Genomic DNA, 15,479 nt, shown 5'->3' on the forward strand with positions numbered 1-15,479 from the left:
CTGTTGCAAAAAGGTAGTTAATGATGAGCGCAAGGCACTTTCTCTCCCTGATGGATTGCACGCCCGAAGAGCTGGTCAGCGTGATCCGTCGAGGCATTGAGCTTAAAGACCTGCGTAACCGCGGCGTACTGTTCGAGCCTTTGAAAAACCGCGTGCTCGGGATGATTTTCGAGAAGTCGTCGACCCGCACTCGCCTGTCGTTCGAAGCGGGCATGATCCAGCTGGGTGGCCAGGCCATCTTCCTGTCGCCGCGTGACACCCAACTGGGCCGTGGCGAGCCGATCAGCGACTGCGCGATCGTCATGTCGCGCATGCTCGATGCGGTGATGATCCGTACCTTCGCCCACAGCACCCTGACCGAATTCGCCGCCAACTCGCGCGTGCCGGTAATCAACGGCCTGTCCGATGACCTGCACCCATGCCAGTTGCTGGCCGACATGCAGACCTTCCTTGAGCACCGTGGCTCGATCCAGGGCAAGACCGTGGCCTGGATCGGTGACGGCAACAACATGTGCAACAGCTATATAGAAGCGGCGATTCAGTTCGACTTCCACCTGCGCATCGCCTGCCCGGAAGGCTTCGAACCGGCCGCCGAGTTCCTGGCCAAGGCCGATGGCCGTGTGCAGATCCTGCGCGATCCAAAGGATGCAGCGATCGGCGCCCACCTGGTCAGCACCGACGTCTGGACCTCCATGGGCCAGGAAGACGAAACCGCCAAGCGCCTGGCCCTGTTCGCGCCCTTCCAGGTGACCCGCGCCCTGCTCGACATGGCCGCGCCGGACGTGCTGTTCATGCACTGCCTGCCCGCCCACCGGGGTGAAGAAATCAGCCTCGACCTGCTCGATGACCCACGCTCCGTGGCCTGGGACCAGGCAGAGAACCGCCTGCACGCGCAAAAAGCCCTGCTCGAATTCCTCGTCGAACCGGCGTACCACCACGCATGAGCCAGCCATTACTGCTGAACTTGCGCAATCTGGCATGCGGCTACCAGGATCAACGGGTGGTGCAGAACCTCAATCTGCACCTCAACGCGGGCGATATCGGTTGCCTGCTGGGTTCTTCGGGCTGTGGCAAAACCACGACCTTGCGCGCGATTGCCGGTTTTGAGCCGGTGCACGAAGGCGAAATCAGCCTCGCGGGCGAAGTGATCTCCAGCGCCGGTTTTACCCTGGCGCCGGAGAAACGTCGTATCGGCATGGTGTTCCAGGACTACGCACTGTTTCCCCACCTCAGCGTGGCCGACAACATCGCCTTCGGCATTCGCAAACACCCGCAAAAAGACCGTGTGGTCGCCGAACTGCTGGAGCTGGTCAACCTCAAGAACCTGGGCAAGCGTTTCCCCCACGAACTGTCGGGTGGCCAGCAACAACGCGTCGCCCTCGCCCGCGCCCTGGCGCCGGAGCCACAACTGTTGCTGCTGGACGAACCGTTCTCCAACCTCGACGGCGAACTGCGGCGCAAGCTCAGCCACGAGGTACGCGACATCCTCAAGGCACGGGGCACCAGTGCGATCCTGGTCACCCATGACCAGGAAGAGGCGTTCGCTGTGAGTGATCACGTCGGAGTGTTCAAGGAAGGGCGCCTGGAGCAGTGGGATACCCCCTACAACCTCTATCACGAACCCCTGACGCCGTATGTCGCCAGCTTTATCGGCCAGGGTTATTTCATTCGTGGCCAGTTGAGTTCGCCCGAGTCCGTCCACACCGAACTGGGCGACCTGCGCGGAAACCGCGCCTACACCTGGCCTACGGGGGGTGCCGTGGACGTCTTGCTGCGCCCGGACGACATCGTCTACGCGCCGGACAGTGCCTTGAAAGCGCGGATCGTCGGCAAGACCTTCCTCGGCGCATCAACCCTGTACCGCCTACAACTGCCGACGGGTGCGCAGTTGGAGTCGATTTTCCCCAGCCATGCCGACCATCAGGTGGGCGCACAAGTGGGCATTCGCGTGGCCGCGGAGCATCTGGTGCTGTTCCAGGCCTCAGGCAGCGTCGCGGCGCAGGTTCCTCACGCCGAATCCGGCGTACGGCGCTACAGCCCGGCTGGCTGAGTCAATGATCAACGTGTGGGAGAGGCAAGCCCCCTCCCACATTGATTCTCCAGCATATCGGGATTACACCCGGCCAATTTCTGCGAATTTGGCCTGGGTATGTTCCGCCAGCACCGCGGCGGACAACTCCACTTCCAGCCCGCGCCTCCCCGCACTCACAAAAATTGTCGCGAACGGCTGCGCCGTTACATCGATAAATGTGCGCAGCCGCTTCTTCTGCCCCAGTGGGCTGATGCCTCCCAGCAGGTAACCGGTGGAACGCTGCGCCGCTGCCGGATCAGCCATTTCGACTTTTTTCACACCCGCCGCATGAGCCAGGGCCTTGAGGTCCAGACTTCCGACGACCGGCACCACAGCCACCAATAATTCGCCTTTTTCACTGCTGGCCAACAAGGTCTTGAACACCTGCGCCGGGTCGAGGCCCAATTTCTCTGCGGCCTCCAGGCCATAGGAGGCCGCCTTGGGGTCGTGTTCATAACTGTGGACGCGATGTTCGGCGCGAACTTTTTTCAACAAATCCAATGCGGGGGTCATGACCTCTCCGAGCGTGGCAAACAGACGGCCAATTCTAGGCCAAGCCCGCATAAAACGCTCTAGTCCGCCCTCCCCGTCCACAATACTTAACGTGGCGAGCGTGATCATTCATCAAACCAATAGTTGGAAAGTGACTGACAGTTCACTTTCGACCTTTGACAGCCGTCATTCTTGTCTATATTTTTTCGTTTCCGAATACTGTAGGAATACACCTGCAGCGTTCCAGCAGTAAGCCGTGTCTTGGATGGGGATCCTGTCACGGTGAAAATCGCGCAACCGTCCGTTGAGGCAGTGCGCCAGACAAGAACAACAATCGAGGTTTTCCATGACAACTGCTCTTCAACAGCCTTCACTTTCAAGCCAATGCATGGCCGAGTTCCTGGGGACTGCGCTGCTGATCTTCTTCGGTACAGGCTGCGTTGCTGCGCTCAAGGTCGCGGGTGCCAGCTTCGGGTTGTGGGAAATCAGCATCATCTGGGGGATCGGCGTCAGCATGGCGATCTACCTGAGCGCCGGTATTTCCGGGGCCCACCTCAACCCGGCGGTCAGTATCGCCCTGTGTATTTTTGCCGACTTCGACAAGCGCAAACTGCCGTTCTACATCCTGGCCCAAATCGCCGGTGCCTTCTGCTCGGCGGCGCTGGTGTACATGCTCTATAGCAATCTCTTTTTCGATTACGAACAAACCCACCATCTGGTACGCGGCACCCAGGCCAGCCTGGAATTGGCCTCGGTGTTCTCCACCTACCCCCATGCACTGCTGAGCACGGCGCAGGCCTTCCTGGTGGAAATGATCATTACCGCAATCCTGATGGGCGTGATCATGGCCCTCACCGATGACAACAACGGCCTGCCGCGCGGCCCGCTGGCGCCACTGTTGATCGGCCTGCTGATTGCGGTCATCGGCAGTGCCATGGGCCCGCTGACCGGCTTTGCGATGAACCCGGCGCGGGATTTCGGGCCCAAGCTGATGACCTTTTTCGCTGGCTGGGGTGAAATGGCCTTTACTGGCGGCCGCGATATTCCTTACTTCCTGGTTCCGATTTTCGCGCCGATTGTCGGCGCATGCCTCGGTGCTGCGGCCTATCGCGGGCTGATTGCCCGCCACTTGCCGAGCGCCGCACCTGCTATAGCGGAAACAACTGACACGGCTGTCAACGGCAAGACTCGTATTTCCTGAAAGCGCCAGCCTGGTCCCCTGCCCTATGCGGCCCCGGCTGATTTCTGACTTCCTTATTTCGTCCAAGGCAATTGACATGACCGACATCGAGAATAAGAACTACATCATTGCCCTTGATCAGGGCACCACCAGTTCCCGGGCAATCATCTTCGATCGCGACGCCAACGTGGTCTGCACCGCCCAACGTGAATTCACCCAGCACTACCCGCAAGCCGGCTGGGTCGAACATGACCCGATGGAAATCTTCGCCACCCAGAGCGCGGTGATGGTCGAGGCCCTGGCACAGGCCGGCCTGCACCATGACCAGGTCGCCGCCATCGGCATCACCAACCAGCGTGAAACCACCGTGGTCTGGGATAAGGTCACCGGCCGCCCGATCTACAACGCCATCGTCTGGCAGTGCCGCCGCAGCACCGAAATCTGCCAGCAGCTCAAGCGCGACGGCCACGAGCAATACATTAACGACACCACCGGCCTGGTCACCGACCCGTACTTCTCCGGCACCAAGCTCAAGTGGATCCTCGATAACGTCGAAGGCAGCCGCGAGCGTGCGCGCAACGGCGAGTTGCTGTTCGGCACTGTCGACAGCTGGCTGATCTGGAAATTTACCGGCGGCAAAACCCACGTCACCGACTACACCAACGCCTCGCGCACCATGCTCTTCAACATCCACACCCTGGAGTGGGATGCGAAGATGCTGGAGATCCTCGACGTTCCACGGGAAATGCTGCCGGAAGTGAAGTCTTCCTCCGAGATCTACGGCCGCACCAAAAGCGGCATCGCCATCGGCGGTATCGCCGGTGACCAGCAAGCGGCACTGTTCGGCCAGATGTGCGTTGAGGCCGGCCAGGCCAAGAACACCTACGGCACCGGCTGCTTCCTGCTGATGAATACCGGCGACAAAGCGGTCAAGTCCAAGCACGGCATGCTCACCACCATCGCCTGCGGCCCCCGTGGCGAAGTGGCCTATGCGCTGGAAGGCGCGGTGTTCAACGGTGGCTCCACCGTGCAATGGCTGCGTGACGAGCTGAAAATCATCGCCGATGCCACCGACACCGAATACTTCGCCGGCAAGGTCAAGGACAGCAATGGCGTGTACCTGGTCCCGGCCTTCACCGGCCTGGGCGCCCCCTACTGGGACCCGTATGCCCGTGGCGCACTGTTTGGCCTGACCCGCGGCGTACGCGTGGATCACATTATTCGTGCCGCCCTGGAGTCGATTGCCTACCAGACCCGCGACGTGCTCGACGCCATGCAACAGGACTCGGGCGAACGCCTCAAGGCCCTGCGTGTGGACGGCGGTGCGGTGGCCAACAACTTCCTGATGCAATTCCAGGCCGACATCCTCGGCACCCAGGTCGAGCGCCCGCAAATGCGCGAAACCACCGCACTCGGCGCCGCCTACCTGGCCGGTCTGGCCTGCGGCTTCTGGGGCAGCCTCGACGAGCTGCGCGGCAAGGCCGTGATCGAGCGCGAATTCGAACCGCAGCTGGAAGAAGCCGCCAAGGAAAAACTCTACGCCGGCTGGCAAAAAGCGGTGAGCCGCACCCGCGACTGGGAACCCCACGAAGGCGCCGAATAAGCCATGCGCGGGCCCCATATCGGGTTGTAACTGGCAGGGAGCAGATTCCTGCGTCATCATGGGCCACTTTTGTATGGCAGCCCAAAGGACGCCCCATGAATCTGCCTCCCCGCCAGCAGCAAATCCTCGAACTGGTCCGCGAACGCGGCTACGTCAGTATCGAGGAAATGGCGCAGCTATTCGTTGTCACCCCGCAAACCATCCGCCGCGATATCAACCAACTGGCGGACGCCAATCTGCTGCGCCGCTACCACGGCGGCGCGGCCTATGACTCCAGTGTCGAGAACACCGCGTACGCCATGCGGGCCGACCAGATGCGCGATGAGAAACAACGCATCGGCGAAGCCATCGCGGCACAAATCCCCGATCACGCCTCGTTGTTCATCAATATCGGCACCACCACGGAATCCATTGCCCGTGCGCTGCTCAACCACAACCACCTGAAAATCATCACCAACAATCTCAACGTCGCCACCATGCTCAGCGCCAAGGACGACTTCGACGTGTTGCTGACCGGCGGCAATGTGCGTCGTGACGGCGGCGTGGTGGGCCAGGCCAGTGTCGACTTTATCAACCAGTTCAAGGTCGACTTCGCATTGGTGGGTATCAGTGGCATCGACGAGGACGGCAGCCTGCTGGACTTCGACTACCAGGAAGTCCGGGTTTCCCAGGCGATCATCGCCAATGCACGCCAGGTGATCCTGGCGGCGGACTCCAGCAAATTCGGGCGCAATGCCATGATTCGACTGGGGCCGATCAGCCTGGTGGACTGCCTGGTGACGGATCAGGAGCCGGTGCCGGCGCTGGTGCAGTTGCTGAACCAGCACAAGGTTCGCCTGGAAGTCGTATAGCGTCTGCATTGAAGCCATCGGGGGCAAGCCCCCGATGGCGATTTATCCAGCGCCTTTTTCTCGAGCCTTGCCCAGGCTTATGTTCACAAATTTTCCTTTTCCCGCCCTTCGATGAGTTTTTTCAATCGAAGTCGGCTGGCTGTGCCCACGTTTATCAGCTACCATTTTCGCAAATGAACATTAATGTTCGAATTCCAATACGAAAAAGCTCCCGAGGCCAGTCGATGAACCCTTCTACCTTGCCTGCTCCACCGCTTGCCGAAGTCTATGACGTTGCCGTAATCGGTGGCGGGATCAACGGCGTCGGCATTGCAGCAGACGCAGCCGGTCGCGGTTTGTCGGTATTCCTTTGCGAAAAGGACGACCTGGCCAGCCACACCTCCTCCGCCAGCAGCAAACTGATCCACGGCGGCCTGCGCTACCTCGAACATTACGAATTCCGCCTGGTACGCGAAGCCCTGGCTGAACGTGAAGTGCTGCTGGCCAAGGCCCCGCACATCGTCAAACAGATGCGCTTCGTCCTGCCACACCGCCCCCACCTGCGCCCGGCGTGGATGATCCGTGCCGGCCTGTTCCTCTATGACCACCTGGGCAAGCGCGAGAAACTCGCCGGCTCCAAGAGCCTCAAGTTCGGCCCTGACAGCCCGCTGAAAAGCGAAATCACCAAAGGCTTCGAATACTCCGACTGCTGGGTCGACGACGCCCGCCTGGTCGTCCTCAACGCCATGGCGGCCCGTGAAAAGGGTGCGCACATCCATACCCAGACCCGCTGCATCAGTGCCCATCGCAGCAATGGCATGTGGGACATGAACATGGAACGCGCCGATGGCAGCCTGTTCTCGATCCGTGCCCGCGCCCTGGTGAACGCCGCCGGCCCGTGGGTCGCCAAGTTCATCAAGGACGACCTGAAGCTGGACTCGCCCTACGGTATCCGCCTGATCCAGGGCAGCCACCTGATCGTGCCGAAGCTGTATGAAGGCGCCCACGCGCACATCCTGCAGAACGAAGACCAGCGCATCGTCTTCACCATTCCGTACCTGAACCACCTGACCATCATCGGCACCACCGACCGCGAATACACCGGCGACCCGGCGAAAGTGGCGATCACCGAAGGTGAAACCGACTACATGCTCAAGGTGGTCAACGCGCACTTCAAGAAACAGCTGAGCCGCGACGACATCGTCCACACCTACTCGGGTGTGCGCCCACTGTGCAACGACGAGTCGGACAACCCGTCGGCCATCACCCGTGACTACACCCTGTCGCTGTCCGGTGGTACGGGCGAGGCGCCGATCCTGTCGGTGTTCGGCGGCAAGCTGACCACCTACCGCAAGCTCGCCGAATCGGCGATGGCGCAACTGGCCCCGTACTTCACGCAGATGCGTCCCAGCTGGACCGCCACCGCCAGCCTGCCCGGCGGCGAGGACATGACCACCCCAGAAGCCCTGGCCGAGGCCATTGGCAGCAAGTTCGACTGGTTGCCGAGCGAGATCGCGCGCCGCTGGTCCACCACCTATGGCAGCCGCACCTGGCGCCTGCTCGAAGGCGTGCAGTCGCTGGCTGACCTGGGTGAACATTTGGGCGGCGGCCTCTACACCCGCGAGGTCGATTACCTGTGTGCCGAGGAATGGGTAACCCAGCCCCAGGACGTGCTATGGCGCCGGACCAAACTCGGCCTGTTCACCACCCCACAGGAACAGGATAACGTGCAACGCTACCTGTCCAAGGTTGAGCAGACCCGCAGCAAGATCGAAGCGGCCTGACAGGCCCATCGCACAAAAGCCCCTGCGCCGTAAGGCCCAGGGGCTTTTTTATACCGCCTGGCATTCGGTTTTCCGAACGCCACAGGCAAGCCTATTCGGTTTACCGGATCAAACGGTTACATATTTGTCGTCATACAAAATTAATCATCATATAAATCAACTTGTTAAGCTTTTATTTTCGGTCTGGCACGACTCATGCTCTACACTCCCAGACGATTGCCTGGGACGCTTCAGGAGCCGTCACGGGCATTCGCTGTACAAGAGAGCCGTCTAGCCGGCTTCATAAAAAAAACAAATGTCGAGGAAGTATTGATGCGCATCGTTCCCCATATCCTGGGCGCAGCTATCGCTGCTGCTCTGATCAGCACTCCAGTCTTTGCCGCCGAACTCACCGGCACACTGAAGAAAATCAACGACTCCGGCACCATCACCCTCGGGCACCGCGACAGTTCCATTCCGTTTTCCTACATTGCGGATGGTTCGGGCAAACCTGTGGGCTACTCCCACGACATTCAGCTGGCCATCGTCGAAGCCCTGAAAAAAGACCTGAACAAACCCGATCTGCAGGCCAAGTACAACCTGGTCACCTCGCAGACCCGTATTCCGCTGGTTCAGAACGGCACCGTCGACATCGAGTGCGGTTCCACCACCAACAACGCCGAACGCGCCCAGCAAGTCGCCTTCACCACCAACATCTTCGAAATCGGCACTCGCCTGCTGGTCAAGAAAGACAAGGAAGGCAAGCCTAGCTACGCCGACTTCGCCGACCTGAAAGGCAAGAACGTCGTGACCACCGCCGGCACCACGTCCGAGCGCATCATCAAGGCGATGAACGCTGACAAGCAGATGGGCATGAACGTCATCTCCGCCAAAGACCATGGCGAGTCCTTCCAGATGCTGGAAAGCGGCCGTGCCGTAGCCTTCATGATGGACGACGCCCTGCTGGCCGGTGAAGAAGCCAAGGCCAAGAAGCCGGATGACTGGGTCATCACCGGTACTCCACAGTCCTTCGAAGCCTACGCGTGCATGGTTCGCAAAGAAGATCCTGCCTTCAAGAAAGCGGTGGATGACGCCATCGTTGGCCTGTACAAGTCCGGCGAAATCAACAAGATCTACGCCAAGTGGTTCGAAAGCCCGATCCCACCAAAAAACCTGAACCTGAACTTCCCAATGAGCGACAAGGTTAAGGAACTGATCAAGAACCCGACCGACAAGCCGGCGCCTGAAGTAAAAATCTGATTCCTGACTAACCTTATCGCCTGAGGGAGCCAACCCTCCCTCAGGCGTCTGTTACTACCTGCTGGCTATACTTTGGAACACTCGACCGGGCGGTTTTCGAGCCGATCGCGTGTGCCTGGCGTTCATCGCCAGGCGGGAATGGACTTTCCCCAAGCGGGTGCTTGTACATCGATCGATCTCGAGGGGAGACCCTAATGAATTACAACTGGGACTGGGGCGTGTTCTTCAAGTCCACCGGCGTGGGCAGCGAGACTTATCTCGACTGGTACATCGCCGGCCTGGGCTGGACCATCGCCATCGCTGTCGTGGCATGGATTATCGCCTTGCTGCTGGGCTCCATTCTGGGGGTCATGCGCACTGTGCCAAACCGCCTCGTATCGGGCATCGCGACCTGCTACGTGGAACTGTTTCGTAACGTGCCGCTGCTGGTGCAGCTGTTCATCTGGTACTTCCTGATACCCGACCTGCTGCCGCAGAACCTGCAGGACTGGTACAAGCAGGACCTCAACCCGACCACCTCGGCCTACCTGAGCGTTGTCGTGTGCCTGGGCCTGTTCACCGCTGCCCGTGTGTGCGAGCAAGTGCGTACCGGTATCCAGGCGCTGCCACGGGGCCAAGAGGCCGCTGCACGTGCCATGGGCTTCAAGTTGCCGCAGATCTACTGGAACGTGCTGCTGCCCCAGGCCTACCGGATCATCATTCCGCCGCTTACCTCGGAATTCCTCAACGTCTTCAAGAACTCCTCCGTGGCGTCCTTGATCGGCCTGATGGAACTGCTGGCGCAAACCAAACAGACCGCCGAGTTCTCGGCCAACCTGTTTGAAGCCTTCACCCTGGCCACGCTGATCTACTTCACCCTGAACATGAGCCTGATGCTGCTGATGCGCGTGGTCGAGAAGAAAGTCGCAGTGCCCGGCCTGATCTCCGTGGGGGGTAAATAATGGAACTCGATTTCAGCGGCATCATCCCCGCCATCCCGGGCCTGTGGAACGGCATGGTCATGACCTTGAAGCTGATGGTCATGGGCGTGATCGGCGGTATCGCGCTGGGTACGATCCTGGCACTGATGCGCCTGTCGTCCAGCAAACTGCTGTCCCGGGTGGCCGGCGCCTATGTGAACTACTTCCGCTCGATCCCGCTGCTGCTGGTGATCACCTGGTTCTACCTGGCGGTGCCGTTCGTGTTGCGCTGGATCACCGGCGAAGACACGCCGATCGGTGCGTTCACCTCCTGCGTCGTGGCGTTCATGATGTTCGAAGCCGCGTACTTCTGTGAGATCGTGCGGGCCGGCGTGCAGTCGATCCCCAAGGGCCAGATGGCGGCGGCACAAGCGATGGGCATGACCTATGGCCAGACCATGCGCCTGATCATCCTGCCCCAGGCGTTCCGCAAGATGACCCCTTTGCTGCTGCAACAGTCGATCATCCTGTTCCAGGACACCTCGCTGGTCTACACCGTGGGCCTGGTGGACTTCCTCAACTCCGCCCGTTCCAACGGCGACATCATCGGGCGCTCCAATGAGTTCCTGATCTTCGCCGGTGTCGTCTACTTCATCATCAGCTTTTCCGCCTCGCTGCTGGTCAAGCGTCTGCAAAAAAGGTTTGCCGTATGATCTCTATCAAGAACATCAACAAGTGGTATGGCGACTTCCAGGTGCTGACCGATTGCAGCACCGAGGTTAAAAAAGGCGAAGTGATCGTGGTGTGCGGGCCATCGGGCTCGGGCAAGTCCACCCTGATCAAGTGCGTCAACGCGCTGGAACCGTTCCAGAAAGGTGACGTGATCGTCGACGGCACCTCCATCGCCGACCCGAAGACCAACCTGCCGAAACTGCGTTCGCGCGTGGGCATGGTGTTCCAGCACTTCGAGCTGTTCCCGCACCTGACCATCACCGAAAACCTGACCATCGCACAGATCAAGGTGCTCGGCCGCAGCAAGGAAGAAGCCACCAAGAAAGGCCTGCAACTGCTTGAGCGCGTCGGCCTGTCGGCGCACGCCCACAAGCACCCGGGCCAGCTTTCCGGTGGCCAGCAGCAACGTGTGGCGATTGCCCGCGCCCTGGCCATGGACCCGATCGTCATGCTGTTCGACGAACCGACCTCGGCCCTCGACCCGGAAATGGTCAACGAAGTACTGGACGTGATGGTGCAACTGGCCCAGGAAGGCATGACCATGATGTGCGTCACCCACGAAATGGGCTTTGCCCGCAAAGTGGCCGACCGCGTGATCTTCATGGACGCCGGCAAGATCATCGAAGACTGCCCGAAGGAAGAGTTCTTCGGCGACATCAGCGCCCGCTCCGAGCGCGCGCAGCACTTCCTTGAGAAAATCCTGCAGCACTAAAAACAGCCTCACTCCCACCCTGTAGGAGCGAGCTTGCTCGCGAAGAACCCAAGAGCACCGCGGACATCCAGGATGCACGCGTCATCGTTGACGTTTTTCGCGAGCAAGCTCGCTCCTACAGTTGGCCGGAGGGCGGTAGCTGACCCAAGGCATCTGTGATGAAATGCGACCCCAACCTCTATCGCGCCGCACCGCCATCACTTGCCGTGAAACCTCGTCTGATTCGCCAACTGTTCCTGCCGCCGTTGATCATCGCCCTGATGATCGGCCTGGGTTATATCGGCTTCTGGATCAGTGAGTACTACGGCATCCGCACCCTCAGCGACAACGGCGAACGCCAGCTGGAGCTGCATGCCCGCACCGTCGAAAGTGAAATCAGCAAATACACCTACCTGCCCAGCCTGCTGGAGCTGGAGTCGAGCGTCTCCAAGCTGCTGGCCGAGCCGAACCAGGAAACCCGCAAAACGGTCAACGACTACCTCGAAGGCCTGAACCGACGCAGTCGCAGTCGGGCCATCTACGTGATGGACACCACCGGCCGTGTGCTGGCCACCAGTAACTGGCGCGATGCCGACAGTTACCAGGGTGAAGACCTGTCCTTTCGTGCCTATTTCCAGAATGCCGTGCGCGGCCAGCCCGGGCGTTTCTACGGCATCGGCAGCACCAACGGCGAACCCGGCTACTACCTGGCCCATGGCCTGGAGGAACACGGCAAGATCATCGGCGTGGCGGTGGTCAAAGTGCGCCTCGAAGCCCTGGAAGAGCGCTGGCAACGCGCGCGCCTCGAAGCCTTTGTGAGCGACGAGAACGGCATCATCATTCTCTCCAGCGACCCGGCTCGACGCCTCAAGGCGGTGCGACCGCTGAGCGACGAGACCAAGGATCGCCTGGCCCACAGCCTGCAATATTACTGGGCCACGCTCAACGAACTGGAACCCCTGGCCCGTGAGCGCTTGAATGAACGCAGCGAGAAGCTGACTTTCCCGGCCAACACTGAAGTGGTCAACGACGAGCACGAAGTCAGCTACCTGGCGCAAACCCGCCCACTCAATGACACACCGTGGAATTTCACCCTGCTCACCCCGCTCAACGACCTGCGTCGCGCGGCGATCAACCAGGGCATCCTGGTGGCTGTCGCGTTTGGCCTCGTCGCGTTTTTGCTGATTGCCTGGAACGAGCGGCGCAAAGTCATCGCCACCCGCCTCGCGGCGCGGGAAGCCTTGCAGGAAGCCAACAGCCAGCTGGAACGGCGGATCGCCGAACGCACCGCCGACCTGCGCGCCAGCAACGAGCGGCTCAAGGGCCAGATCCGCGAACGGCGCCAGGCCGAAGAAACCCTGCGCCGCGCCCAGGATGAACTGGTACAGGCCGGCAAGCTGGCGGCCATCGGCCAGATGTCCACCAGCATCGCCCATGAACTGAACCAGCCGTTGGCCGCGCTGCGCACCTTGTCCGGCAACACCGTGCGCTTCCTCGAACGCGGCGCGCTGGACACCGCCAGCGCCAACCTCAAGACCATCAACGAACTGATCGACCGCATGGGCCGTATCACCGCCAGCCTGCGCTCCTTTGCCCGACGCGGCGATGACCAGGGCGAAGCCAGCCTGGCCAAGGCGGTGGACGCCGCGTTCCAGGTCCTGGGCCCACGCCTGGACAGCCTGCCGCTGAGCCTGCACCGCGACTTTGCCCCGGCCCAATTGCAGATCGACCAGACCCGCCTGGAACAGATCCTGGTCAACCTGATCGGCAACGCCCTCGACGCCATGCAGGCACAACCGGCTCCCGAGTTGTGGCTGGAAGGCAGCGCCGCCGAGGGCAAATACCGCCTGCTGGTGCGCGACAACGGCCACGGCATCGACGCCGAGGCGCGCAAGCATCTGTTCGAACCCTTCTTCACCACCAAACCCGGCGAGCAAGGCCTGGGCCTGGGCCTGACCCTCTCCGCCAGCCTCGCGGCAGCCACCGGCGGCACCCTCGCCGTGGAGCACCCGGCCGGCGGTGGCACTGCCTTTGTCCTGAGCCTGCCGCTGGTGGGCGCTCAACAAGCTGAGTCGACATGAATATTGATCCTCAAGACCTCACCGTGCTGATCGTCGAAGACGACCCCCATGTGCTGCTCGGCTGCCAACAGGCGCTGGCGCTGGAAGATATCCCAAGCGTGGGCGTGGGCAGTGCCGAGGAGGCATTGAAACGTATCGGCGAGAACTTCGCCGGCATTGTGATCAGCGACATTCGCCTGCCGGGCATTGACGGCCTGGAACTGCTCACCCGTCTCAAGGCCCTGGATAAAAGCCTGCCGGTGGTGCTGATCACCGGGCATGGCGACATCTCCATGGCGGTCGGCGCCATGCGCAATGGCGCCTACGACTTCATGGAGAAACCCTTCTCCCCCGAGCGCCTGGTCGACGTCGCCCGCCGCGCCCTGGAACAACGCGGGCTGGCGCGGGAAGTCTGGTCGCTGCGCCGTCAGTTGGCTGAGCGGGATTCGCTGGAAGGCCGCATCATCGGTCGCTCGCCGGCCATGCAGAACCTGCGCGAGCTGATCGCCAACGTCGCCGACACCTCGGCCAACGTGCTGATCGAAGGCGAGACCGGTACCGGCAAGGAGCTGGTCGCGCGTTGCCTGCATGATTTCAGCCGCCGGCACGCCCACCAGTTCGTCGCCCTCAACTGCGGCGGCCTGCCGGAAAACCTGTTCGAAAGCGAGATTTTCGGCCACGAAGCCAACGCCTTTACCGGCGCCGGCAAGCGCCGTATCGGCAAGATCGAACACGCCCATGAAGGCACGCTGTTCCTCGATGAAGTGGAAAGCATGCCGATCAACCTGCAGATCAAATTGCTGCGAGTGCTGCAGGAGCGCACCCTGGAACGCCTGGGCTCGAACCAGAGCGTGGCCGTGGATTGCCGGGTGATCGCCGCCACCAAGTCCGACCTCGACGAACTGAGCCGCGCCAGCCAGTTCCGCAGCGACCTGTACTACCGCCTCAACGTGGTGACCCTGGAACTGCCGCCCCTGCGCGAACGCCGCGAAGACATCCTGCAGCTGTTCGAACACTTCCTGCAGCAGTCGTCGCTGCGTTTTGACCGCACCGCGCCGGAACTGGACAACCAGACCCTCTCCAGTCTGATGAGCCACGACTGGCCCGGTAACGTACGCGAACTGCGCAACGTCGCCGAACGCTTCGCCCTCGGCCTGCCCGCCTTCAAGAAAAGCGGGGCCAGCAGCGGCAGCCAAGGCCTGGCGTTCACCGAAGCGGTGGAAGCCTTTGAACGCAACCTGCTCAGCGATGCCCTGCAACGCAGCGGCGGCAACCTGACCCAGGCCAGCCAGGAACTGGGCATGGCCAAGACCACCTTGTTCGACAAGGTCAAGAAATACGGGTTGAGCCACTGATGGATCTTTTTTTGAAAGCCGCCCTGGGCGCGGCGGTGGTGCTGATCCTGGCGGCGCTGGCCAAGACCAGGAACTACTACATCGCCGGGCTGGTGCCGCTGTTTCCGACCTTTGCGTTGATCGCCCATTACATCGTCGGCAAGGGCCGTTCGCTGGACGATTTGAAGACCACCATCCTGTTCGGGATGTGGTCGATCATTCCCTACTTTGTGTATTTGGCGACGTTGTATGTGATGGTGGACCGCATGCGGCTGGAGGCCTCTTTAGCCGTCGCAGCGGTAGCGTGGCTGATGGCAGCGACGATCCTGGTGAGTATCTGGGTACGCTTCCATACCTGACCCGACTCGGTCAAAAAATGTGGGAGGGGGCAAGCCCTAATGCCAGTCAGTTAAGGCTTTTTGTAGGAGCGAGCTTGCTCGCGAAAAACTCACAGGCGCCGCGTTCATTCAGGAAGCACGCGTTATCGTTGACGTTTTTCGCGAGCAAGCTCGCTCCTACAGGAGGCGATGTACGCTTAACTGACTGACATTAGGGCAAGCCCCC

General features: G+C 60.9%; 14 protein-coding genes. 13 read left to right on the forward strand and 1 reads right to left on the reverse strand.

From position 1 onward, the window contains the following. The first annotated feature begins 23 nt into the window (after positions 1-23). On the forward strand, positions 24-944 hold the full coding sequence (gene argF / locus BFP99_RS29885) for an ornithine carbamoyltransferase (protein WP_027604593.1): 921 nt from the start codon (positions 24-26) through the stop codon (positions 942-944). Further along, positions 941-2,050, forward strand: coding sequence for an ABC transporter ATP-binding protein (locus tag BFP99_RS29890; protein ID WP_065926527.1), 1,110 nt, complete (start codon positions 941-943; stop codon positions 2,048-2,050). The genes argF and BFP99_RS29890 overlap by 4 nt, the downstream gene beginning before the upstream one ends. Before the next feature lie 63 nt (positions 2,051-2,113). Here the strand turns inward: BFP99_RS29890 and ybaK are convergent, their stop codons facing one another. Continuing rightward, entirely contained in the window at positions 2,114-2,584 is a 471-nt protein-coding gene (ybaK, locus tag BFP99_RS29895; protein WP_065926528.1) for a Cys-tRNA(Pro) deacylase, read from the reverse strand. A 325-nt stretch (positions 2,585-2,909) separates the two neighbouring features. On the opposite strand from ybaK, the gene BFP99_RS29900 reads away from it, so the two are divergent. The 11 genes from BFP99_RS29900 (at position 2,910) to BFP99_RS29950 (ending at position 15,274) form a co-directional block, all read left to right on the forward strand. Then, positions 2,910-3,764: an MIP/aquaporin family protein gene (locus BFP99_RS29900; RefSeq protein WP_065948871.1), complete on the forward strand. Its 855-nt coding sequence runs from the start codon at positions 2,910-2,912 to the stop codon at positions 3,762-3,764. A gap of 76 nt (positions 3,765-3,840) precedes the next feature. After that, positions 3,841-5,346: a glycerol kinase GlpK gene (gene glpK / locus BFP99_RS29905; protein ID WP_065948872.1), complete on the forward strand. Its 1,506-nt coding sequence runs from the start codon at positions 3,841-3,843 to the stop codon at positions 5,344-5,346. 95 nt (positions 5,347-5,441) lie between these two features. Further along, positions 5,442-6,197, forward strand: a complete 756-nt coding sequence (locus BFP99_RS29910; RefSeq protein ID WP_027604598.1) for a DeoR/GlpR family transcriptional regulator — start codon at positions 5,442-5,444, stop codon at positions 6,195-6,197. 224 nt (positions 6,198-6,421) lie between these two features. Continuing rightward, positions 6,422-7,960 carry a glycerol-3-phosphate dehydrogenase gene (gene glpD, locus BFP99_RS29915; RefSeq protein ID WP_027604599.1) on the forward strand — a complete coding sequence of 513 codons (1,539 nt, stop codon included), beginning with the start codon at positions 6,422-6,424 and terminating at the stop codon, positions 7,958-7,960. 312 nt (positions 7,961-8,272) lie between these two features. Beyond that, positions 8,273-9,199: a glutamate/aspartate ABC transporter substrate-binding protein gene (locus BFP99_RS29920; RefSeq protein ID WP_027604600.1), complete on the forward strand. Its 927-nt coding sequence runs from the start codon at positions 8,273-8,275 to the stop codon at positions 9,197-9,199. A 194-nt stretch (positions 9,200-9,393) separates the two neighbouring features. Next, entirely contained in the window at positions 9,394-10,140 is a 747-nt protein-coding gene (locus BFP99_RS29925; RefSeq protein ID WP_024073702.1) for an amino acid ABC transporter permease, read from the forward strand. Then, the gene (locus BFP99_RS29930) at positions 10,140-10,811 is read left to right on the forward strand and encodes an amino acid ABC transporter permease (protein ID WP_027604601.1); all 672 of its coding nucleotides are present in this window, start codon (positions 10,140-10,142) and stop codon (positions 10,809-10,811) included. The genes BFP99_RS29925 and BFP99_RS29930 overlap by 1 nt, the downstream gene beginning before the upstream one ends. Beyond that, positions 10,808-11,542 carry an amino acid ABC transporter ATP-binding protein gene (locus tag BFP99_RS29935; protein WP_065926530.1) on the forward strand — a complete coding sequence of 245 codons (735 nt, stop codon included), beginning with the start codon at positions 10,808-10,810 and terminating at the stop codon, positions 11,540-11,542. The genes BFP99_RS29930 and BFP99_RS29935 overlap by 4 nt, the downstream gene beginning before the upstream one ends. A 158-nt stretch (positions 11,543-11,700) precedes the next feature. After that, positions 11,701-13,602, forward strand: a complete 1,902-nt coding sequence (locus tag BFP99_RS29940; RefSeq protein ID WP_065926531.1) for a sensor histidine kinase — start codon at positions 11,701-11,703, stop codon at positions 13,600-13,602. After that, positions 13,599-14,936 carry a sigma-54-dependent transcriptional regulator gene (locus tag BFP99_RS29945; RefSeq protein WP_065926532.1) on the forward strand — a complete coding sequence of 446 codons (1,338 nt, stop codon included), beginning with the start codon at positions 13,599-13,601 and terminating at the stop codon, positions 14,934-14,936. Before BFP99_RS29940 ends, BFP99_RS29945 begins: the two co-directional genes overlap by 4 nt. Beyond that, on the forward strand, positions 14,936-15,274 hold the full coding sequence (locus BFP99_RS29950) for a GlpM family protein (protein ID WP_065926533.1): 339 nt from the start codon (positions 14,936-14,938) through the stop codon (positions 15,272-15,274). Before BFP99_RS29945 ends, BFP99_RS29950 begins: the two co-directional genes overlap by 1 nt. Positions 15,275-15,479 lie beyond the last annotated feature (205 nt).

The organism is Pseudomonas sp. 1 R 17 (assembly GCF_900067035.1).
GTDB classification, from domain to species: Bacteria; Pseudomonadota; Gammaproteobacteria; order Pseudomonadales; family Pseudomonadaceae; genus Aquipseudomonas; species Aquipseudomonas marginalis.

What these genes read in the sequence shown, in the direction of transcription:
- BFP99_RS29925 (WP_024073702.1), top strand. Translation starts at nt 9,394, where the DNA reads ATGAATTACAACTGGGACTGGGGCGTGTTCTTCAAGTCCACCGGCGTG.
- BFP99_RS29940 (WP_065926531.1), top strand. Translation starts at nt 11,701, where the DNA reads ATGAAATGCGACCCCAACCTCTATCGCGCCGCACCGCCATCACTTGCC.
- BFP99_RS29945 (WP_065926532.1), top strand. Translation starts at nt 13,599, where the DNA reads ATGAATATTGATCCTCAAGACCTCACCGTGCTGATCGTCGAAGACGAC.
- BFP99_RS29920 (WP_027604600.1), top strand. Translation starts at nt 8,273, where the DNA reads ATGCGCATCGTTCCCCATATCCTGGGCGCAGCTATCGCTGCTGCTCTG.
- BFP99_RS29930 (WP_027604601.1), top strand. Translation starts at nt 10,140, where the DNA reads ATGGAACTCGATTTCAGCGGCATCATCCCCGCCATCCCGGGCCTGTGG.
- BFP99_RS29900 (WP_065948871.1), top strand. Translation starts at nt 2,910, where the DNA reads ATGACAACTGCTCTTCAACAGCCTTCACTTTCAAGCCAATGCATGGCC.
- glpD (WP_027604599.1), top strand. Translation starts at nt 6,422, where the DNA reads ATGAACCCTTCTACCTTGCCTGCTCCACCGCTTGCCGAAGTCTATGAC.
- ybaK (WP_065926528.1), bottom strand. Translation starts at nt 2,584, where the DNA reads ATGACCCCCGCATTGGATTTGTTGAAAAAAGTTCGCGCCGAACATCGC.
- argF (WP_027604593.1), top strand. Translation starts at nt 24, where the DNA reads ATGAGCGCAAGGCACTTTCTCTCCCTGATGGATTGCACGCCCGAAGAG.
- BFP99_RS29910 (WP_027604598.1), top strand. Translation starts at nt 5,442, where the DNA reads ATGAATCTGCCTCCCCGCCAGCAGCAAATCCTCGAACTGGTCCGCGAA.
- BFP99_RS29890 (WP_065926527.1), top strand. Translation starts at nt 941, where the DNA reads ATGAGCCAGCCATTACTGCTGAACTTGCGCAATCTGGCATGCGGCTAC.
- BFP99_RS29935 (WP_065926530.1), top strand. Translation starts at nt 10,808, where the DNA reads ATGATCTCTATCAAGAACATCAACAAGTGGTATGGCGACTTCCAGGTG.
- glpK (WP_065948872.1), top strand. Translation starts at nt 3,841, where the DNA reads ATGACCGACATCGAGAATAAGAACTACATCATTGCCCTTGATCAGGGC.
- BFP99_RS29950 (WP_065926533.1), top strand. Translation starts at nt 14,936, where the DNA reads ATGGATCTTTTTTTGAAAGCCGCCCTGGGCGCGGCGGTGGTGCTGATC.